Below are 19,331 nucleotides of genomic sequence, written 5' to 3' on the forward strand. Positions count from 1 at the left end.
GATTAGTTTACTTTATCCTCATCCGGATGTCTTTGGGCGAAAGAGTCATTTTTCTCTGGCAACGACTTTTCTGTGAAATGGTCCTGCTGAGCCAACTGAGTCAAATCACTTGAAATCGGTTTTTTGACCTCAACCCCTAGCTGTTTAAAACTTTCCGCTTGGCGAATCACATTACCCCGCCCCGTGGCTAGCTTGTTCATTGCCCCTTGGTAATTTTGATTCGCTCTGTCGAGTGCTCCACCCAAGCTTTCCATATCATCGACAAATAACCGCAGTTTGTCATACAGCTTGCTGGCACGTTCAGCGATGATTTTAGCATTTAGATTTTGTCGATCATTGCGCCACAAATTATCAATAGTGCGTAGTGCCACCAGCAAGGTGGTCGGGCTGACTAAAATAATATTTTGCTCCATCGCATCTTTAACTAAACTTGGATCTGCTTGAATCGCGACTTGAAATGCGGGCTCGACCGGAATAAACATCAAGACATAATCTAAGCTCTGAATACCTTTGAGCTGATGATAATCCTTTTGAGATAATCCTTTGATATGAGCACGAAGCGCAAGTAAGTGATCACTTAGCGCCTTGTCTCGCTCAACATCGGTTTCGGCATTAAAGTAGCGTTCAAAAGCGACCAAGGCCATTTTCGAATCAATCACCACTTGCTTATCTTGCGGTAAATGCACAATTACATCCGGTTGATAACGCTTTCCCGCTTCATTTTGCAAACTCACTTGGGTTTGATATTCGTGACCTTCGCGCAGCCCCGATTCGGCCAACACGCGCGCGAGCACAACCTCGCCCCAATTACCTTGCTGTTTGTTATCGCCTTTCAAGGCTTGAGTTAAGTTAAGCGCTTCTTTGGTCATCTGTTCATTGAGGCGTTGCAGGTTTTTCAGCTCGTGAACTAAGGTGTGGCGCTCTTTCGCCTCTTGATTAAAACTGTCGTTGACCTGCTTTTTGAAACCTTCGATCTGCTGACGCAATGGCGATAACAGACCATCGAGACTCTGGCGGTTCTGTTGATCCACTTTAGCGGTTTTCGCTTCAAACAGTTGATTGGCCAGTTGTTCAAATTGCTGTTTCAGTCGCTCTTCCGCCTGCTCAAGCAACTGGAGTTTTTCTTGATTAGCACTGTTTTTCTGCTCGTGACGCGCCTCTTGCTCACGCAGTTGCGCCTCGAGCTGAGACTTTTGTTCACGCACCTGATTGAGATCATCAGCATACTGTTGGCGCTCTTGCTTGACCGCTTCAAAGTAACGCAGCTTCTCTAAGACCGCCATCAACTTGCCATGGGATTGTTTGAGCTCGTAGGCGGCTTTATCTCGTTCACTATCTAATTGATCGAGCTCTTGCTGTGCTTGACGTAGCTCTTTTTCCAACTGCGTAATTTGGCTAGTGGCGAACTGCTGATTGGAGGAGAGTTGTTGCTCCAGAAGCTGATTATCAAAACGCATTTTCTGTTTGACCCACCAGCCAACGGCCAAACCGCTAACCAATGCACTGACTACCCCGCTAGTGAGTAGGCTTTGATGCTCAAGAATCCACTGCATAATAATGATTTAACTATTCAAACTAAGATACATTCAATGGTATTTTAGCACTGGATAAATGTCCAGTTTGTCGGCTAGATATCAAGCAGCTAGACTAGGCGCTTTATACTGACCCACTCAACTGACTGACGTATTTGGCAAAGTTAGCAACAAGCATAAGGAACACCATGAACGAGCGCCGCGCTTTAGGATTCGCTTTATCGGCCGTATTACTCTGGTCAACGGTAGCCACTGCCTTCAAACTAACATTGGCAGAATTCTCGCCGATTCAGATGTTGACGGTCGCGAGTATAGTGTCGTCGATCGCGCTGCTGGTCATTTGTGCCATCCAAGGCAAGCTGAAACAACTGCCAACTACGTTTATGTCTAATCCGTTTTACTACCTATTACTCGGCCTGATTAACCCACTCGCCTATTACATTATTCTGTTTAAAGCTTACGACCTGTTGCCTGCCTCTCAGGCCCAAGCCATCAACTACAGTTGGGCCATTACGCTGACCCTAATGGCAGCGGTGTTTCTCGGTCAGAAGATTCGTAAACAAGATTGGCTTGCCTGCACATTGAGTTACTTTGGCGTGATTGTCATTGCAACCAAAGGCGATGTGCTGGGGTTAAACTTTGACAGCCCACTCGGGGTCGGTTTAGCGCTATTGTCGACGCTACTTTGGGCCGGATATTGGATTCTTAATGCTAAAAACAAAGCGGATCCTGTGGTTGGTGTGTTACTCGGCTTCTTGGTTGCTGTCCCTTGCGCGATCGGCCTAGCACTCTATGAAGGTAATAGCTTTAGCCACATCAGCACTCAAGGCTGGCTTGCCGTGACCTATGTGGGACTATTTGAAATGGGGGTGACGTTTGTGCTGTGGCTCAGCGCTTTGAAGCTGACGCAAAATACCGCACGCATCAGCAACCTGATCTTTGCCTCGCCTTTTATCTCTTTGATGCTACTTGCAACCATTATCGGTGAGCATATCCATCCGACCACACTCATCGGTTTGTTGCTAATCGTGACCGGATTAGTGATCCAACAGATCAAGTTCAAGAAAAAAAATCTCAGCAAGCAGTCGGCATAGCATGTTGTTAAGCGAGGAGATTAGCCTAGAACAGTTGATAGGCCAATTCACTGCCTTGACCTCGCACCGCATCAATTTTACTCGCCAACTCTGGTGATACGTGTAAGGCTTGCGCCGCTTTGCTGTTAGCGAGATAACGCTGTTTATCTCGCGCTTCAAACAGGTTGTCCCAACAGTAATGGGCATCACGCGCAAGATAGAGTAAACACGCCAAACGCTTCGACTCTACCGCTTTGCTCGGGTGATTAACATTGGCAATCGCATCGACCAGTTGAGTAGGAAATTTCCAGCTTTCCGCTAATACAGCACCAAGCTCTTGTGCATCAACCCCCAAAAGTTCTTTTTGCACCTGAGCGGCATTTTTTCCTGCGGCGGTACGCCGGTTGATCTCCACAGCTTTTTCAGGCTCTAAAGTGTGAATCATCAACTCACCAATATTGTGTAAGATACCGGTAGTAAACGCCTCGTTTGGGTCAAGTTTAATGTCTTTCGCCACGGTACTCGCAATGGTGGAAATCTCAAACGTCGCGGCCCAGTAATCTTTAATATTGATGGTGTCAATCTTGGGAAAACTCGACGCAAGAATCGATGAGGAGATGAGGTTGCGAATGGCACCAATACCGATCCGGACGATAGCGTCATTAATGTTAGAAATGCCCTTAACACCACCAAACTGGGCTGAGTTGGCCATTCTTAGCACACGTGCCAGTAACACCTGATCCATAGCCATTTTATGTGCCAATTCGCTAAAATCGATGGTGTCACGATTGACCATCTCCAATAGCTCTTGCAGAACACTTTCAATACGCGGTAGCTCATTAATCCGAGAGATCAGTGCTTGTTGACTCATAGAGTTCACTCCTTAGATGCCCTTCACCTTTTTATAGAGTAAGTGTAGTCGCAATGAGTAAACTATTATTTAAAACCGCGGGGAAATTATACCCATTGACCTGCAGCGTAAGCAGAACTCCAACACCACTGAAAGTTATAGCCGCCCAACCAGCCAGTCACATCCATCACTTCACCAATAAAATACAAACCTGCTACTTGCTTACATTCCATAGTCTTTGATGAGAGATGATTCGTATCTACGCCGCCCAACGTCACTTCCGCGGTGCGATATCCTTCGGTGCCATTGGGTGTTATTTGCCACTGTTCGAGTTGAGCTGTCACTTCGCTGAGTTGTTTGCTGCTCAATTGCTTAAGTGGCTTATCTTCAAGCAACTTTAATTCAATCAATACTTCTACTAGACGCTTAGGTAACACTTTCGCGAGGGTATTTTTCAAACTCTGATTAGGGTGTTTGGCCAATGAACGCTCGAGCAACTCATCAACATCAACCTCTGGAACTAGGTTGACCGTCACCTTTTGCCCAGCGCGCCAGAATGACGAGATCTGCAGCACTGATGGGCCAGACAAGCCACGGTGAGTGAACAACAAGGCTTCTTTAAACACGGTGCCATCTTGCGCGGTGATTTCGGCAGGCACCGCTATCCCTGACAGCTCGGCTAAAGCTTGTTTGTCTTCTTTATGTAAAGTGAAAGGAACCAATCCTGCGCTGGTTGGTAACACACTTAACCCAAACTGCTCGGCCACTTTATAACCAAATGGCGTAGCGCCCAACTTCGGCATCGACAATCCACCGGTAGCAATGACCAACGATTGACACTCAATCACACTGCCATTGGCACGCAACACAAAACCCGATGCTGTCTTCTCGATCTGTTGCACATCTTGTTGGTAACGCTGGGTAACGGTTGCTAGATCGCACTCTGCCAGCAGCATTTTTACGATATCTTTCGACGTGTAATCGCCAACACAAAATAACTGGCCATGATCGCGCTCTTCAAATTCAATGCCATGCTTACTCACCAAAGAGATAAAATCCCAGTTAGTGTATTGAGACAGCGCCGATTTCACAAAGTGTCGGTTTTGACATAAATAGTGGTTGGCCGACACCTCATAGTTGGTGAAGTTACATCGCCCCCCACCCGCAATCAGGATTTTTCGTCCTGGCTTTTTAGCGTGATCCAACACTAAGGTCTTGCGACCACGTTTGCCTGCCTCTGCCGCACACATTAAACCTGCTGCACCTGCACCAATAATGACAACGTCAAACTTTTCTGTCATGAACCACTACTCATAAAAACCAATAAAAAAGGATGTGCATACGCACATCCTTTGCAATTCGAAGCCTCATTCTAGCGGTATTTAATCTGATTGCCAATTCAGCAATTAAAGAATAAACGCCGCCAACAGTGTCACAACCAACAGAGAGGTTGATAAGATAAATAGCTCTCGCACCCGATCGCACTTACCCGTGAATACTTCATCATGATGGTGGTGATACTCTTTGCTCTTCAAGTAATGGTACAAGCGGAATTGCTTGGTCACGTTGCCGTGGGTAGTAAAAAAGCCATTACCATCAACCTGTTGATAGAGTAAGGGGTGAGCTTCTCGCATAATGTAAATCAGAGAGCGCAGTGCAGTAAGATAGCGAGCCATATTGACTAAGGTCACCATCATTAGTGCGAATAGAATTGTGTCAGCATTGATCATCTTTTCCTCCCTACATCTTCTAAAATGCCCTGAGAAAAAGACGATCTATCTATTAGAGGGTCTTACGCCGAATACTATTCAGCAGGGGCATCCATGATCGAAGATGAACCTTCTTTTGCTAAAGCCGCTAGATCTTTGTCGATAAAGAACAGTGCTTTACCGTCTTCGCCTACAAGATCCAACTTATCTAAGATCCCTTTAAATAACTTCTCTTCCTCGTGCTGCTCTGCAACATACCACTGTAAGAAGTTGAAGGTTGAATAGTCTTGTGATGTAAAGGCTAAGTGCGCAAGCTTGTTGATCTTCTCTGTAATCATCTGCTCATGCTCAAAGGTTTCACGGAATACATCACCCAGACTGTTAAATTCATGCTTTGGTGCATCAATTGATCCTAAGATTGGCATTGCGCCTGTCTCACTCACATAAGTAAACAGACGCTGCATGTGCCCCATCTCTTCTACGGCATGTGCACGTAAAAATTCAGCTGCACCTTCGAATCCTTTGTCTTCACACCAAGCACTCATTTGTAAGTATAGATTGGATGAGAAAAATTCGAGATTAATTTGCTCATTCAATTGTTCGACCATTGCTTGAGAAAGCATGTACCACTCCTACTAAGTCTATGAAGTTAAATTGACTATATTATTTTCACCACCATAACACTTTGTATGTCAAATGTGGATCTGAGATCACTTTGGCAAAAAATGTTACGCCAAGGTGCTAATCTTTACTCAGTACCCTTACAAGGAGATAGCACTATGAGTTATCAACATATTTTGGTCGCCATCGATCTTTCAGAAGACAGCAAGTTACTGGTCGAAAAGGCCGTGGCCTTGGCCAAGCCACTCAACGCGGCAGTATCGTTCGTTCATATCGACGTCAACTATGCCGAGCTTTATACCGGGCTGATTGATATTAATCTTGCTGAGACGCAGCACCAGGCCATAGAAGCATCGCAAAAGCAGCTGCAAGTACTGGCTGAACACGCTGATTTCCCAATCAAGCATACCTTGGTCGGCAGTGGCGATCTTAGCAATGAGCTGTGCGATACCATCAGTGAATTTAATATTGATTTAGTGATTTGTGGCCACCACCAAGATTTTTGGAGCAAGCTGCTGTCATCAACTCGCCAGCTCATTAACTGCTCGCCGGTTGATATGTTGGTTGTACCACTGAAAGACTGATTCAATAGGTCGTGTTGACCTAACAATATTGTTATACACTGCCCCTATAGTTTTTGATAATGAGTCGTAATTATGGGGTATTTATCTGCGGTCACTTTGCTGTGGGCGTTCTCGTTTAGCCTGATCGGTGTTTATCTCGCTGGTCAGGTTGATTCTTGGTTTTCGGTGCTAATGCGTGTCGCGTTGGCAAGCCTGGTCTTCCTACCATTTTTAAAGTTCAAAGGGGTTGATAAAGGTCTGATTGGCAAATTAATGCTTGTCGGCGGCTGTCAGCTTGGTTTGATGTACTGCTTCTACTACCAATCTTTTTTACTCCTTTCTGTACCAGAAGTATTACTCTTCACCGTGTTCACACCTATCTATGTCACCTTGATCTACGACCTGCTCAAGCGTCGTTTTTCACCTTGGTACTTGGTTACCGCCGTGATTGCCGTGATTGGTGCAGGCTTTATTAAGTTTGCAGGCATCAATGAAAACTTCGTGGTCGGCTTTTTCGTGGTCCAAGGCGCCAATATCTGCTTTGCCATCGGCCAAGTCGGTTACAAGTATCTGATGGAGCGCTATGAGGTTGAATTGCCTCAACATGCCATTTTTGGCTACTTCTATCTCGGCGCACTGTGTGTCGCCACTGTCGCTTTTGCATTGATGGGTAATATCGACAAAATGCCAACCACCCATACTCAGTGGGGTGTATTGATCTACCTTGGCTTGGTTGCTTCTGGCTTAGGTTACTTTGCTTGGAATAAAGGTGCGACCATGGTCAATGCTGGCGCATTAGCGGTTATGAATAATGCCCTTGTACCAGCAGGCCTGGTGGTCAACATCGTTATTTGGAACCGTGATGTCGATTTAGTCCAGCTTGCAGTTGGCGGCGCGATTATTTTGCTGTCACTTTGGGTTAACCAAACTTGGGTCAAACGTAAAGTCGAGCAGAGTTATCATTCTGCAAGTTAGAAATCAGCAAGCACAAGGCTCTCTATATCGGGAGCCTTGTGCTTATCGATTAATGAAGTGCTAGGCCCGTATTGACTGGGTTAATCGAGTTGGGGATCGGCTTGCAAGCTGCCAGTTTTGCCTCTAGCTTAGTTTGTTTATCTAATAACTTGCGCTGTTTTTTGGCAAGCTTAAGTTGTTTCTTTTGCAGCTTGTAATGCTTCTTGAGGGCTTTTTGGGCACGCTTTAACGCTTTTTTATCGAGCTCAGGTATAGCGCCGCTATCAACATCATTGTTTATTTCAATACTGTTCGCCAAGGTCAGCTTATTTGCATTCGCCACGTTCTGTTTGACTCGCTCAACCACTGCTTTGACGGCTTGTGCTTTATCTCTATCTAAAGGTTGGATTGATGAGATTGGATAGCTGGTGGGCTTGGGCGCCGGTTGAACAAAAGAGGTCTGGTTGCAGCTGTTCGAGGCTAGGCTTGCGATAGACGTCGGTTTACACAAGGTATTCTTGTCTGATGATGCACGTGAGCAAGAGCGGCACAAGTACTTAGGCTGAGCCACTAAACGAGAAAGGTCACTCAGCTCCTCATCTCTCTGTTTGCGATTCATTTTACACAAACGCTTCGCCATACTACCCCCAACCAAGAATACGAATAATTCTTACTAAGGTATACTCTATTTCTCTGCGATTAAGCAAGCAAAAATTTGCTCATAACAGTGGCATGTTCGACTAAGTCATTGAAGCATTGACATAAACATCAAAACGATTTTTTTTGGTCACTATTGCCATGGTCGGTTTGTGGTGATTGAGCCAATCGGCATAATCAGGACGTTTCACCACCACCCTTTTACTGGCAAGGGCTAAAGCAGGTTCCAATAGTCCATCAGCGTCCAAGTCGGGTCCCACTAATGATTGAAAGACTCGCATCTCTTTTTTGACCAACGCGCTCTTTTTCTTGCTCTCTGGGTGTGGATACATAGGGTCAAGATACACCACATCTGGGCGAGCAAAGTTAGGGTCAATGGCCAGTTTATCGAGCGCATCATGACTTGAGGCATGAATCAGACTCATACGCTCAGATACCCACGGGCCGATCTCAGGGTCTTGTTTGGCGCGTTGTAAGCCATCATCAAGCAAGGCGGCGACAACAGGGTGCCGCTCAACCATCTGGACTTTACATCCCAATGACGCCAATACAAACGCATCACGCCCTAAACCTGCGGTACCATCTAGTACCGTTGGCGTTGAACCTTTGTTTAATCCAGCGGCTTTGGCAATCGCTTGACCCTTGCCTCCACCAAACTTGCGTCGATGCGCAACCGCACCCCCGACTAAATCGACATATATCGCACCAAGCTTAGGTTCATCCAGTTTGCGCAGCTCCAAACGTTGCTCGGTAAGAACCAGCGCAAACGGGCTAAGATCGTCATGACTAAGCCCCCAGCGTTGGGTCATCTGTTCAAAACGATCACGTTGAGTCGCATCTTCACATTGAAGCTGTAGTTGCACTGAATGTTCCTAAATAGTCTCTCTAAAGCGATAACGCAGTTTACTGGATTTTGCACCTAGGTACTAAGCTTTCTGTCTCGCAGAGAGCTGCTCTACCAACTCGGCCAGTGGCTTGGGTTTGCCGATGTAATAACCTTGGGCATAATCCACATCAAGCTCAATCAGTTGTTCGATAATGGCTGGGTTTTCAACAAACTCGGCGACGGTCTTTTTACCCATCTTATGTGCCAAATCATTAATGGAGCGTACCATTAAGTGATCCACCTCATTGATGTCCATTTCTTGAACAAAAATACCATCAATTTTGACAATATCGACTGGCAACTTTTTAAGGTAGCCAAACGATGACAGACCAGAGCCAAAGTCATCTAACGCAATCTGGCACCCTAACGCTTTCACTTGGGTAAAAAACGCGATGGCTTGATTCATATTACTCATCGCAGCCGTTTCCGTGATCTCAAGACAGATTTTGCTGCACGGAACCGAGCTGTGTTCCAGTGTGTTTAGCAAGTAAGCGATGAATTCCTTGTTACCCATAGAGTGACCCGACAAGTTTATCGAGCACAACGACAGTTTTTCAAGAGCCTGAGGATGTTGCTCAAACCACGCCAGTGTTTGACTTACCACCTGCTTATCAAGTAAATGAGCGATGTTATAGCGCTCTGACGCAGGCATAAAAATTCCTGGTGAAATATAGTCACCCTCGGCGTTCTTGATGCGAATAAGTATTTCAAAGTGCATACCTGTATCATCGTTTGATAGACCTAGAATTTGCTGGGCAAACAGTTCAATACGCTGATTTGCTAACGCATTGTGCACTAGGTTGACGCTATTCATCTCTTGCTCACGCCGGCGCAGCTCCACGTCATCCAAACAATACATGTTAAAGCGATTACGTCCCTCTTCTTTTGCCGCATGACACGCGGTGTCTGCTTGAGCATGAACCATTTGAGGTGATGCAGCGGTATGATCTATCAGCCGAATACCAATTGAGCAGGTTAAGTTGAGGCGAATATCTTCCCAAAGAAAAGCGTGTTCACTTAGGGTATTGATGATCATACTCGCCAGCCTTTTGGCGTCGAGCTCAGTACAATCTTTAAGCAAGATCGCAAACTCATCGCCGCCCATACGCGCGAGAATGGTGTTGTATGGCAATACCTCTTCAAGCATGCTGGCACAGAATTGGATCGCCGCATCGCCCGCTTCGTGACCAGCGGTATCGTTGAGCACCTTAAGTTGGTCTAAGTCAATGTAGAGCATGGCGTGAGTACGGGTATCATCACTCACATCTTTAAGTGCTTGCTTGAGCGCATTTTCAAAAAAGTTACGGCTATAAGAACCTGTTAGAAGATCGTGTTCGGCCTGATATTTGAGCTGTTCTGCTAATGCGCGCGTTTCCGTTACATCCTCTCCCACAATGAGTAAATGGCCCGTTTCGACCAACGGCCTGATATTTTCGCGAATCCACACGGTCTGACCATCGGCATGGCGATATTCAATATCACGGCGCCACACACCATTGATAGCTTGCTTAGGTTGCAACAACACTTGCCGCGGAATTAAAGCATCGGCATGAAGATAAAACTCCCTGAGGCGATGACCTAAGATGTCATCCGCACAATAACCAAGCAATTGCTCGGCAAACTGGTTCGCTTGTTGAATACGATTATGCTCATCTAGCGTGACCATCATTACTGGCTGTTGATCGTAGTAATGGCTGAGATTAGTTTCGCGCTGGAACAGACGCTCTTCGGTGATTTTACGCGAGGTAATATCCCTTGCCTCAAACAAGAACTGAGCGCCATTTTTCTGCGATGGTATCGGTTTAAGCGATAGCTCTAAGACAATCGCCCCAAGCTCTGCATGCCAGATTTCAACTTCAAATTGCGCATTTTGTACTTGGTGATCTTGATTGAAATACCGCTCGATAGATTGCGCAGAATTATTTTCCCAATGGGGGTGCTGCCAGATCGGGCGGTCAACGCGGAAGCTTTGATCATACAGTAGGTCATGCAATTTTCGGTTACTAGACAGCAGCAAACCCTGACCATCAAGTACTCCAATAAAGTGATAGCTTTGGTCAAACACCATTTCAATTAAGGTTTGGCTCTCTTTGGCGAGTTGTTCACTGCGCTTAATCTGGCGTAAATAATAAACCAATCCCAATATCACAATGATCAATAACGCCATGGTCACGCCAATGGCCTCTAACTGACGATGATATTTTTCAGTGAAGGTTTGTGGTCGGTTAAACAGTGCCGCCGCAGGCTCTCCCTCAACACCAAGCCCCCACTTCTGAACCGCGTTATAATCGAGCTTTATCTCAGAAATACCCATCTCAACTGGCGGTAACGGGCCATTTAAGTTGTTAAGCACTTTCAACAATACCTTTGCTGTTTGCTGACCATGTTGTGTGCCGCCTTGAATGACCCCGCCAACAGCGCCAAACCCCAGCCCATAATCATGCGCCATATAAATCGGTGCTTTGGAGGCTTGATTGAGCTCCTCCCATAAGGTGCTATCAGAAATTACATCACCAGTTCGAGTACGATTGTAAAGCCAAAAAATTACCGCAGCACGTTGATCAAGCTTGGAGATAAAATCAAGCAGTTGCTCAAAGTCATCAGGAATGTACGACACTAACTTTCCCTCATAGCCAGTGTTTGAAATTAGAAACGCCCCAATGTCAGCACGCGCCGCAGCGCCGGTTACCGAATGATCGCTAATGAAGTAAATCGAATCGATATCGGGTTGGATTCGCTCGATAAGCGCGATGTTGGCGGCAATATCGACGTTCTCGATAACACCTGTCGCATTAAGATTGCGATGTAAGTAAGGTTCGTAATGATTGATGCCACCAAAAATCACTGGCGTATCCCCAATCACGTCACCTAGCTTGTTGATCAGATTGAGGGCATTGTTATCACTGACAACAATCGCTTTAAACGCCTCTTGTTCAAATTTAGTCTTGTACAATAAATAGAGTTGATCTAAATATTGTTCACTCTGCGAGCGTTTGGTGTCGAGGTATAAAATTCGAGTCGAAAGGTTATAAGGGGCGAGCTGTTGTTCAAAGCCATATTGAAATGAGTCTGTCCAAAATAAGCCCTGATGATATGAATGCACCACAAGGATGTCATTTTCATCCGCATTCGCCGAGACGGTGCAAAAAGCAATAATGAGTAGAAGGCAGAAACGCAGCAAAATAGCTCTCTAAAACAATCGAGTATAGATATAATTGTATCACCTTGGTGATAATTTGTACTTAACCCAACCAGCAAACTTAAATAACAAGGACTTCCATGCAAGCTCAACACACCAAACTGGATGATTTAGACAAAGCTATTTTAAAAACCTTGATGGAAGATGCTCGTACGCCTTATGCAGAAATGGCAAAGCAGTTTGAAGTAAGCCCAGCGACGATTCACGTACGAATAGAAAAGATGAAGTCTGGCGATATCATTCAAGGCACCGAAGTGATCGTCGATACCAAAAAGCTTGGCTATGACGTATGTTGCTTTATCGGCATCAACCTTAATGCGGCGCGTGATTACCACTCTGCACTGGAAAAGCTCAACGCTTTAGAAGAAGTCGTCGAAGCTTACTACACCACCGGTGCTTATAATATTTTCGTCAAATTAATGTGTCGCTCTATCGAAGAGCTACAGCATGTCTTGATCGATAAGCTCCAAGCCATTGATGAAGTACAGTCAACTGAGACCCTTATCTCACTGCAAAATCCTATCAACCGCAATGTGAACCCATAAAAAAGCTCGCCTATTTTCGATAGGCGAGCTTATCAGTCTTTGCTGTCGAGCTATTTTTTATTGGCTAAGTAGAGCTTGAGATCGTCAACCGAGATGCCTTGCTCGGCGATCTCTTTGGCGAGTGAATCAACGCGCTCATCTTTACGTGATTCAATCACTTGTTGAAACTGATACACCATATCGCGTAGCACTGGTAAAGGAACTTGCTTGGCAGCGCTGCGAATACGCTCACCACTTTGACTGCCTAACTCGTTTAAGATTCGACCAAACATTACTTTTTCTGGAGCTTGTTCAAGTTGCTCCAAAATACGAGCCATCTCGTAGGTTGTCATTGACATCGTTGTGTTGTTTCCACATAACTCGATATTTGAAGCTCAAATATACAGCGTTTATATTGTTTATCAAGGCTTGTCTAACCAGATTACGCCACTGCATAATGCCAAGTTTTACCGGCTCTCGACCATAAGATTGCCAGCGCAGGTGCAACAATTAACATTAAAGTGGCAATCACTATTTGCGGTTCCATACCAAGGCGCTGCACGGTTCCAACAACAAGGCCCGAACCACTCATCTGGAATAAACCAAGCAGTGCCGCTGCAGTACCCGCTTTATCACCAAATGGGGCTAATGCTTTGCCTGCCGCCGCACCTAGAATCCAAGCAAAGCCAATCGAAGAGAAGAAGATTGGCAACATAAAGGCCAGCGCTGTCGCATATTCCATTAACGCGAGCATCATAAATCCAGCGATGACCAAGGTAACAATACCGACTGTTAGCGCTAAGTGAGTGCCAAAACGGTCCATAAACCTAGGTGCAGCCATACAAGCAATAATGTTGATCACGGCGTTAATCCCAAACCAGAAGGTGAATTGGTTCATCGTTAAACCAAGATTTTCCATCAAAACCACTGGCGCGGATGTTACATAGCCAAGGATGACGGCCATCGCTAACATGCACAAACTCGCATGAAATAGGAATGATGGTGTTTTCACCACATCAAGATAGCGATTTAATTTAAACACCGGCTCTTTGCTCATTTGAGGATTGGTCTCTTTCATCCCAAGCCATAACATCGTGAACACCACAACAGCGAAACCCGCCATAAAACTAAAGTTCGCACGCCAGCCAAATTGTTGAGTCAGCCAACTGCCCAAAATCGGCGCCAGTGCTGGAATAAAGCAGATCGCGCCATTGAGGTAGCTGATCATCTTGCCGCTCTTTTGCGGACCAAACATATCGCGAACTGTTGCAAAGGCTGCTACCGATGTCGCACACGCACCTAAGCCTTGTAGCAAACGGGCTGCGAGCATCCACTCAATGTTTTGAGCACTCCACGCCAATAAAGCGCTCACTGCGTAGATACTAACGCCCCCCAATGCAACAGTTCGACGTCCGAGTTTGTCTGCAAGTGGCCCAGCGAATAACTGGCCGACCCCCATCGCAAACAGAAACCATGTAATTGTGTCTTGTGCCAATGCATGTTCCACGTGGAACGTCTCTGAAATAATTGGCAATGCTGGTAGATAGATATCAATCGCTAATGGACTAAATAGAACCAAAAGAGTCAACAACACTAATTGCTGCTTTTTGGGTACTGGGTAATGGATCGATTGCACTTCTATCTCCGCTGAATAATGACTAATGAAAACGGCTTGATAGTAGTCTAAACTAGATATGCCCACCAATGATAATTAGTCATCAGCATTATTCCGGTAGAGAATTTCTTATGAATATTGAAAAGTTGGCGCGAATTGACCTCAATTTGCTGGTTTGTTTACGCGTTTTGATTGAAGAGCTTAATGTTACCCGCACTGCGCATCGACTGTGTCTTAGTCAGTCGGCGGTCAGTAAAAACCTGGCCAAACTGCGCAACCAATTTGATGACGCACTCTTTATTCGCCATGCCCACGGATTAAAGCCGACACCCAAAGCTCTGTTCTTAAAACCCAAACTCGAAATCATTATCAATCAATTAGAGCAACTGACTCAACCAGAGGTGTTTCTGCCAAGTTGCAGCGATTATCGTTACCAAATTGCGGCCGTTGAAAGTGTTTATCCGCTGATTTTGCCACATTTTCTTCCTGAAATTTTCAAACAGGCGCCTCAGGTCACAATTAGTACCCATGCGTGGGCAGATGACACCTTCCGCCGCATTCAACGGGGCGAGATCGATTTAGGTATCACAGGTAAAGATATTGATATCAATGACGCTAAGCTGACCATGCTGCCGCCAAGCGACATTTGTGAGCATGAGATCTATCGTGACCGCCAGATGTGCCTTGTGCGTAACAACCACCCTGCAATCAACCAGCCTTGGACGCTCAATAACTACCTTGCCCAGCGCCACGTTCAAGTGCGCTGCGATGGTAATGAGCGCTGGCTGCTCGATTACCGTCTCGCGGATATGGGCAAAGAGCGTGATATTGGCATTACTGTCCCCGACTTTAATAGCGCCGCGAGTCTGTGTTCTTATACTGATTTTGTTTTCACGGCCCCTAGCCACTTTGTTGAGTTGGCCTCAAAGCAGCTGAACCTCACCATGCTGCCATTACCGATGGAATTTCCTCCCATGGCGTATACCCTATTTTGGCATCGTGATAGAGAGAATGATCCTGCTCTGTCGTGGATTCGACAGATTATCAGTGACAAAACCATCGATTTGAGATCATTTGCAGCTAGCGCGCAAAAAGAGTAGCTTAGTCGCATTGTCCGAGCGATTAGATGTCGTTGATAAGGACGTTATAACAAATGAAGGATTAATTTCGATGCTTACCAATACTGAACAGCGTTTGACAGCCATTCGTCAGTGGCTCGCACAACGTGATATTGATGCCCTACTGGTTCCTCACGAAGATGAATATCTCGGTGAGTATGTTCCGGCTCATAACGAGCGTCTCCACTGGCTCACCGGATTCACCGGTTCTGCGGGCGTCGCTGTTATTACTCAAGATAATGCCGCTATTTTTGTTGATGGCCGTTATACCGTTCAAGTAACAAAAGAAGTACCGGCGGAACAATTCGAGTATCGTCATCTTATTGAAGAGCCCGCTCTCGACTGGGTGATGCAAAAACTCACTAAAGGCGCTTCCATCGCCATCGATCCCCGTATGCATAATTCAGCATGGTTGGAAATGGCGCAAGCAAAACTCGCGGCATCACTAGAGCTTAAGATTCTTGACAGTAATCCCATTGACGAGTTGTGGCACGACCGCCCAGCACCCGTAGTGTCTGACGTTCGATTAATGGCAACCGAAGCGGTTGGTCAATCCAGTCAAAGCAAGCGCCAAGAGATTGCTCAACGTGTTGAAAATGCCGGAGCTGATAGCGCGGTCATCACGGCATTGGACTCCATCTGTTGGCTGCTCAATGTGCGCGGATTGGACGTATCACGCTTACCGGTATTGCTCTCTCATGCCATTATTCACGCTGACGCTAGCGTCGAATACTTTTTAGACCCAGCACGTCTTCCAAGTAACTTTTACCAACATGTTGGCAGCAAGGTAACGGTTCATCATCCTGACGCATTGCAAACTCGCCTTGAAGCACTACAAGGTCAGAAGGTCTTGCTTGATCCAACAACCAGCAATGCATGGTTTAAACTGATATTACAAAATGCAGGGGCTAACGTGGTGAACGCGGCCGACCTTTGTTTGATGCCCAAAGCCGCTAAAAACGCCGTCGAAATTGCAGGAATGAAAGCGTGTCATATCCGTGATGGTGTCGCAATGAGCAAGTTCCTCTGCTGGTTAGATGCCGAAGTGCTAGCAGGAAACCTTCATGACGAAGCAACGCTGGCTGACAAGCTCGAAGCATTTCGTCAGTTAGATCCAACCTTAATGGATCTCAGCTTTGATACCATTTCCGCAGCTGGTAGCAATGCGGCAATGTGTCATTACAATCATGACAACCAACCTCAGCCAGGAAAGCTCGAGCTTAACACCTTGTATCTTGTCGATTCTGGTGGTCAGTACTTAGATGGCACCACTGATATCACGCGGACCATCGCCATCGGCCAGCCGAGCGATGAAATGATCAAGCAATTTACCTTGGCATTGAAAGGTCATATTGGTGTTGCTCGCGCACGTTTTCCTAAAGAGACCCGTGGCTACCAAATTGATACCCTAGCGCGTCAGCATTTATGGGCTGAAGGTTACGACTATGACCATGGCACAGGCCACGGCGTCGGTCATTTTCTGAGTGTCCATGAAGGACCTGCAAGTATTTCGAAGCGCCTTATCGATGTGCCACTCACTGAAGGCATGGTGCTATCGAATGAACCAGGTTACTACCGCGCCGATGCATTTGGCATTCGCATTGAGAACCTAGAGTTGGTTGTAGAAACTCCGACCAACGGCGACTTCTCTGTGCTGTCGTTTGAGTCTTTAACGCGTTGCCCTATCGACAAACGAAACATTAACGTTGATATGTTGACCCGACCTGAACTTGCTTGGCTCAACGACTACCATCAAAAAGTATGGGACGACATCAGCCCGCTGGTAGAAGGTGACGTAAAACAATGGTTACACGCAGCAACCCAGCCGCTAGTCCATAACTAAGGCTTTCTTTATTTAAGATATGCAAAAGGGATTGATGTGTACATCAATCCCTTTTTTATGTTTCACGTGAAACACTAACTAGCCGGAGTATGCTGAATGCCAATCTCGCCATACCGGATCAAACCCTCTTGAACGAATTATTGATTCGACCGATGCGGCACTCCTTTCATCACTGATCTCAAACTGTTCCAGTTCAGTGGCATCATTCGCATACCCGCCAGGTTGCGTTTTCGATGCCGCTGACATCGACGTAATTCCAAGCGGCAACACATTATCACGGAACTCTGGCGACTCTCGAGTTGATAGAGATAACTCCACTTCAGGGTTAAACAAACGATATGCGCAAATAAGTTGGACCAGTTGCTTGTCACTCATTACTGATTTTGGCTGCAGTGCTCCTGCACACGGCCTTAAGCGAGGAAATGAAATCGAATATCGAGTTTGCCAGTAGATTCGTTCCAAATAATCGAGATGCGCAGCGGTAAAAAAACAATCAGTGCGCCAGTCCTCAAGCCCAATCAGTGCGCCGATACCAATCTTATCGATCCCTGCTTTCGCTAAGCGATCAGGAGTATCGAGCCGAAACTCAAAATCCATTTTATTACCACGTAAATGGTGCTGAGCATAAGTTGATGGATGATAGGTTTCTTGATAGACCATCACCGCATCTAAGCCTAAGGATTTCAACTCTGCATACTCTTCTTGCTTAAGCGGTTGAACTTCCATCGCAAGATAATTGAAGCGTTGTTTGATCTGCGGTAACACCTGACGAAAATAGTTCATTCCTACTTTAGTTTCGTGTTCGCCTGTTACCAGTAGCACGCTATCAAACTTCATTTGTTTAATAGCATCAATCTCTGCATCGATCTCTTGTTGATTGAGCGTTCTACGCTTAATGCGGTTCTCCATCGAAAAGCCACAGTAGGTACACGCATTAGCACAAAGGTTAGACAAGTACAGAGGAATATAAAGCGACATGGTATGGCCAAATCGCTTACGAGTCAGAGCAAACGACTGTTGTGCCATTTGCTCAAGATAGCCTTCCGCAGCCGGAGAAATCAGTGCTTTAAAATCCTCCAAATCGCGCTTGGGTTTACTTAATGCACGCTCAACATCAACGCTGGTTTTGCTGTTAATTGATAAGTTGATATCGTCCCAATCCAACTGTTTAAAGTGTTCGATGAAACTCATGTCCAGCTCTCACTCTAGTTATTCAGAAACGAAGTCAACGGACTCGAGGCAACCGCGTGTGACACCTTACCAGCCAAACCGGCTTGATACGCGATGCTCCCTGCTTCTACTGCCAATTTGAACGCTCTCGCCATAGCAACTGGATCTGCGGCAGCGGCTATGGCGGTATTGACCAGAACAGCGTCGGCCCCCATCTCCATAGCTCTTGCCGCATGAGATGGAGCACCAATTCCAGCATCAACAATGACCGGAATCTTAGCTTGGTCGATAATAATCTCAATGAAGTCATGAGATGCTATTCCCTTGTTTGAGCCTATTGGCGCACCTAGCGGCATGACTGCGGCGCAACCAACTTGTTCTAAACGTTTGCACAAAACCGGGTCAGCATGGCAGTAAGGTAACACCACAAAACCATCTTTAACCAGTTGCTCGGCTGCCAATAGGGTCTCAATCGGATCTGGCATTAAGTATTTTGGGTCAGGATGAATTTCCAATTTCAACCAGTTGGTACCAAGCGCTTCACGCGCGAGGTGAGCTGCAAAAATGGCATCTTTGGCGTTCCTCGCCCCTGACGTATTTGGCAATAAATCAACTCCCATATCGACAAGCGGCTTAAGAATGTCATCTTGTTGATTGTTCACGTCGACGCGCTTGAGTGCCATTGTTGACAGCTGAGAGCCCGAAGCTTTAATCGAATCTGCCATTATTTGGCTATTAGCAAACTTACCCGTTCCCGTGAACAGGCGTGACTGAAAGGTTTTGTTAGCAATCGTCAACATCCAATTACCCTCCTGCGATAGCTTGAAAGAGTGAGATAGCATCACCTTCATTTAAGTGCGTAATTGACCATTCACTACGCGGTATAACCGTATTGTTAATCGCAAATACGCAGCCAATTTCGGGTAACGAAAGCTGTTCAATAATCGCGGTAAGCGATCGGTTTGGTTGCACATGATGAGCTTGGTCATTTATCAGAATTCGAACCGTTTCCATATT

Annotated in this window: 19 protein-coding genes; 6 read left to right on the forward strand and 13 right to left on the reverse strand. The window is 46.0% G+C overall.

Annotated elements, in window-relative coordinates; translation table 11 throughout:
• Positions 1-2 precede the first annotated feature (2 nt).
• Positions 3-1,553 (reverse strand): DNA recombination protein RmuC, encoded by a 1,551-nt coding sequence (rmuC, locus tag ViNHUV68_RS14160; protein ID WP_391088668.1) that lies wholly within the window; start codon positions 1,551-1,553, stop codon positions 3-5.
• 167 nt (positions 1,554-1,720) lie between these two features.
• Between rmuC and ViNHUV68_RS14165 the strand changes: the two genes are divergently transcribed.
• The gene (locus ViNHUV68_RS14165) at positions 1,721-2,626 is read left to right on the forward strand and encodes an EamA family transporter (RefSeq protein ID WP_391088669.1); all 906 of its coding nucleotides are present in this window, start codon (positions 1,721-1,723) and stop codon (positions 2,624-2,626) included.
• Positions 2,627-2,651: 25 nt separating this feature from the next.
• On the opposite strand, the gene ViNHUV68_RS14170 is transcribed toward ViNHUV68_RS14165, so the two are convergent.
• The 4 genes from ViNHUV68_RS14170 to ftnA form a co-directional block, all read right to left on the reverse strand.
• Entirely contained in the window at positions 2,652-3,476 is an 825-nt protein-coding gene (locus ViNHUV68_RS14170) for an HDOD domain-containing protein (RefSeq protein WP_391088670.1), read from the reverse strand.
• 86 nt (positions 3,477-3,562) lie between these two features.
• Positions 3,563-4,756 carry an NAD(P)/FAD-dependent oxidoreductase gene (locus ViNHUV68_RS14175; RefSeq protein WP_038175570.1) on the reverse strand — a complete coding sequence of 398 codons (1,194 nt, stop codon included), beginning with the start codon at positions 4,754-4,756 and terminating at the stop codon, positions 3,563-3,565.
• A 105-nt stretch (positions 4,757-4,861) separates the two neighbouring features.
• Positions 4,862-5,185, reverse strand: a complete 324-nt coding sequence (gene uspB / locus ViNHUV68_RS14180) for a universal stress protein UspB (RefSeq protein ID WP_038175569.1) — start codon at positions 5,183-5,185, stop codon at positions 4,862-4,864.
• Between the two features lie 74 nt (positions 5,186-5,259).
• Positions 5,260-5,787, reverse strand: a complete 528-nt coding sequence (ftnA, locus tag ViNHUV68_RS14185) for a non-heme ferritin (protein ID WP_038175568.1) — start codon at positions 5,785-5,787, stop codon at positions 5,260-5,262.
• A gap of 156 nt (positions 5,788-5,943) precedes the next feature.
• Here ftnA and uspA point away from each other — a divergent pair, with 156 nt between their 5' ends.
• Entirely contained in the window at positions 5,944-6,369 is a 426-nt protein-coding gene (uspA, locus tag ViNHUV68_RS14190; RefSeq protein ID WP_038175567.1) for a universal stress protein UspA, read from the forward strand.
• Between the two features lie 72 nt (positions 6,370-6,441).
• The gene (locus tag ViNHUV68_RS14195) at positions 6,442-7,323 is read left to right on the forward strand and encodes a carboxylate/amino acid/amine transporter (RefSeq protein ID WP_038175566.1); all 882 of its coding nucleotides are present in this window, start codon (positions 6,442-6,444) and stop codon (positions 7,321-7,323) included.
• Between the two features lie 49 nt (positions 7,324-7,372).
• Here the strand turns inward: ViNHUV68_RS14195 and ViNHUV68_RS14200 are convergent, their stop codons facing one another.
• From ViNHUV68_RS14200 to ViNHUV68_RS14210, 3 genes are all read right to left on the reverse strand, one after another.
• Positions 7,373-7,942, reverse strand: coding sequence for a hypothetical protein (locus ViNHUV68_RS14200; RefSeq protein WP_391088671.1), 570 nt, complete (start codon positions 7,940-7,942; stop codon positions 7,373-7,375).
• Between the two features lie 100 nt (positions 7,943-8,042).
• On the reverse strand, positions 8,043-8,822 hold the full coding sequence (locus ViNHUV68_RS14205; RefSeq protein ID WP_038175564.1) for a class I SAM-dependent methyltransferase: 780 nt from the start codon (positions 8,820-8,822) through the stop codon (positions 8,043-8,045).
• 63 nt (positions 8,823-8,885) lie between these two features.
• Positions 8,886-12,023, reverse strand: coding sequence for an EAL domain-containing protein (locus ViNHUV68_RS14210; RefSeq protein ID WP_391090332.1), 3,138 nt, complete (start codon positions 12,021-12,023; stop codon positions 8,886-8,888).
• A 101-nt stretch (positions 12,024-12,124) separates the two neighbouring features.
• Here ViNHUV68_RS14210 and asnC point away from each other — a divergent pair, with 101 nt between their 5' ends.
• Positions 12,125-12,589, forward strand: coding sequence for a transcriptional regulator AsnC (asnC, locus tag ViNHUV68_RS14215; RefSeq protein ID WP_038175563.1), 465 nt, complete (start codon positions 12,125-12,127; stop codon positions 12,587-12,589).
• Between the two features lie 50 nt (positions 12,590-12,639).
• Here the strand turns inward: asnC and ViNHUV68_RS14220 are convergent, their stop codons facing one another.
• Positions 12,640-12,927, reverse strand: a complete 288-nt coding sequence (locus tag ViNHUV68_RS14220) for a hypothetical protein (RefSeq protein WP_038175562.1) — start codon at positions 12,925-12,927, stop codon at positions 12,640-12,642.
• A gap of 83 nt (positions 12,928-13,010) precedes the next feature.
• Complete coding sequence (locus ViNHUV68_RS14225; protein WP_391088673.1) at positions 13,011-14,204, reverse strand: Bcr/CflA family efflux MFS transporter; 1,194 nt, start codon at positions 14,202-14,204, stop codon at positions 13,011-13,013.
• Between the two features lie 110 nt (positions 14,205-14,314).
• Between ViNHUV68_RS14225 and ViNHUV68_RS14230 the strand changes: the two genes are divergently transcribed.
• Together ViNHUV68_RS14230 and ViNHUV68_RS14235 are read left to right on the forward strand one after the other, a co-directional pair.
• A complete protein-coding gene (locus ViNHUV68_RS14230) occupies positions 14,315-15,283 on the forward strand; it encodes a LysR family transcriptional regulator (RefSeq protein WP_038175560.1) in 969 nt (322 codons plus the stop codon).
• Between the two features lie 70 nt (positions 15,284-15,353).
• The gene (locus ViNHUV68_RS14235; RefSeq protein ID WP_391088675.1) at positions 15,354-17,144 is read left to right on the forward strand and encodes a M24 family metallopeptidase; all 1,791 of its coding nucleotides are present in this window, start codon (positions 15,354-15,356) and stop codon (positions 17,142-17,144) included.
• A gap of 78 nt (positions 17,145-17,222) precedes the next feature.
• Here ViNHUV68_RS14235 and thiH read toward each other — a convergent pair whose 3' ends face one another.
• Genes thiH through thiS form a run of 3 tightly spaced genes read right to left on the reverse strand, consistent with a single transcriptional unit; the run spans position 17,223 to position 19,328 of the window.
• The gene (gene thiH / locus ViNHUV68_RS14240) at positions 17,223-18,335 is read right to left on the reverse strand and encodes a 2-iminoacetate synthase ThiH (protein WP_391088677.1); all 1,113 of its coding nucleotides are present in this window, start codon (positions 18,333-18,335) and stop codon (positions 17,223-17,225) included.
• 14 nt (positions 18,336-18,349) lie between these two features.
• Complete coding sequence (locus tag ViNHUV68_RS14245; RefSeq protein ID WP_038175557.1) at positions 18,350-19,114, reverse strand: thiazole synthase; 765 nt, start codon at positions 19,112-19,114, stop codon at positions 18,350-18,352.
• Positions 19,115-19,118: 4 nt separating this feature from the next.
• Positions 19,119-19,328: a sulfur carrier protein ThiS gene (gene thiS / locus ViNHUV68_RS14250; protein WP_038175556.1), complete on the reverse strand. Its 210-nt coding sequence runs from the start codon at positions 19,326-19,328 to the stop codon at positions 19,119-19,121.
• Positions 19,329-19,331: the final 3 nt, after the last annotated feature.

It is taken from the genome of Vibrio sp. NH-UV-68 (genome assembly GCF_042940635.1).
Classification (GTDB): Bacteria; Pseudomonadota; Gammaproteobacteria; order Enterobacterales; family Vibrionaceae; genus Vibrio; species Vibrio pacinii.

Coding starts and splice junctions, on each gene's coding strand:
- thiH (WP_391088677.1), bottom strand. CDS start 18,335: ATGAGTTTCATCGAACACTTTAAACAGTTGGATTGGGACGATATCAAC.
- ViNHUV68_RS14165 (WP_391088669.1), top strand. CDS start 1,721: ATGAACGAGCGCCGCGCTTTAGGATTCGCTTTATCGGCCGTATTACTC.
- uspB (WP_038175569.1), bottom strand. CDS start 5,185: ATGATCAATGCTGACACAATTCTATTCGCACTAATGATGGTGACCTTA.
- ftnA (WP_038175568.1), bottom strand. CDS start 5,787: ATGCTTTCTCAAGCAATGGTCGAACAATTGAATGAGCAAATTAATCTC.
- rmuC (WP_391088668.1), bottom strand. CDS start 1,553: ATGCAGTGGATTCTTGAGCATCAAAGCCTACTCACTAGCGGGGTAGTC.
- ViNHUV68_RS14170 (WP_391088670.1), bottom strand. CDS start 3,476: ATGAGTCAACAAGCACTGATCTCTCGGATTAATGAGCTACCGCGTATT.
- asnC (WP_038175563.1), top strand. CDS start 12,125: ATGCAAGCTCAACACACCAAACTGGATGATTTAGACAAAGCTATTTTA.
- ViNHUV68_RS14245 (WP_038175557.1), bottom strand. CDS start 19,114: ATGTTGACGATTGCTAACAAAACCTTTCAGTCACGCCTGTTCACGGGA.
- ViNHUV68_RS14220 (WP_038175562.1), bottom strand. CDS start 12,927: ATGTCAATGACAACCTACGAGATGGCTCGTATTTTGGAGCAACTTGAA.
- uspA (WP_038175567.1), top strand. CDS start 5,944: ATGAGTTATCAACATATTTTGGTCGCCATCGATCTTTCAGAAGACAGC.
- ViNHUV68_RS14195 (WP_038175566.1), top strand. CDS start 6,442: ATGGGGTATTTATCTGCGGTCACTTTGCTGTGGGCGTTCTCGTTTAGC.
- thiS (WP_038175556.1), bottom strand. CDS start 19,328: ATGGAAACGGTTCGAATTCTGATAAATGACCAAGCTCATCATGTGCAA.
- ViNHUV68_RS14235 (WP_391088675.1), top strand. CDS start 15,354: ATGCTTACCAATACTGAACAGCGTTTGACAGCCATTCGTCAGTGGCTC.
- ViNHUV68_RS14230 (WP_038175560.1), top strand. CDS start 14,315: ATGAATATTGAAAAGTTGGCGCGAATTGACCTCAATTTGCTGGTTTGT.
- ViNHUV68_RS14200 (WP_391088671.1), bottom strand. CDS start 7,942: ATGGCGAAGCGTTTGTGTAAAATGAATCGCAAACAGAGAGATGAGGAG.
- ViNHUV68_RS14175 (WP_038175570.1), bottom strand. CDS start 4,756: ATGACAGAAAAGTTTGACGTTGTCATTATTGGTGCAGGTGCAGCAGGT.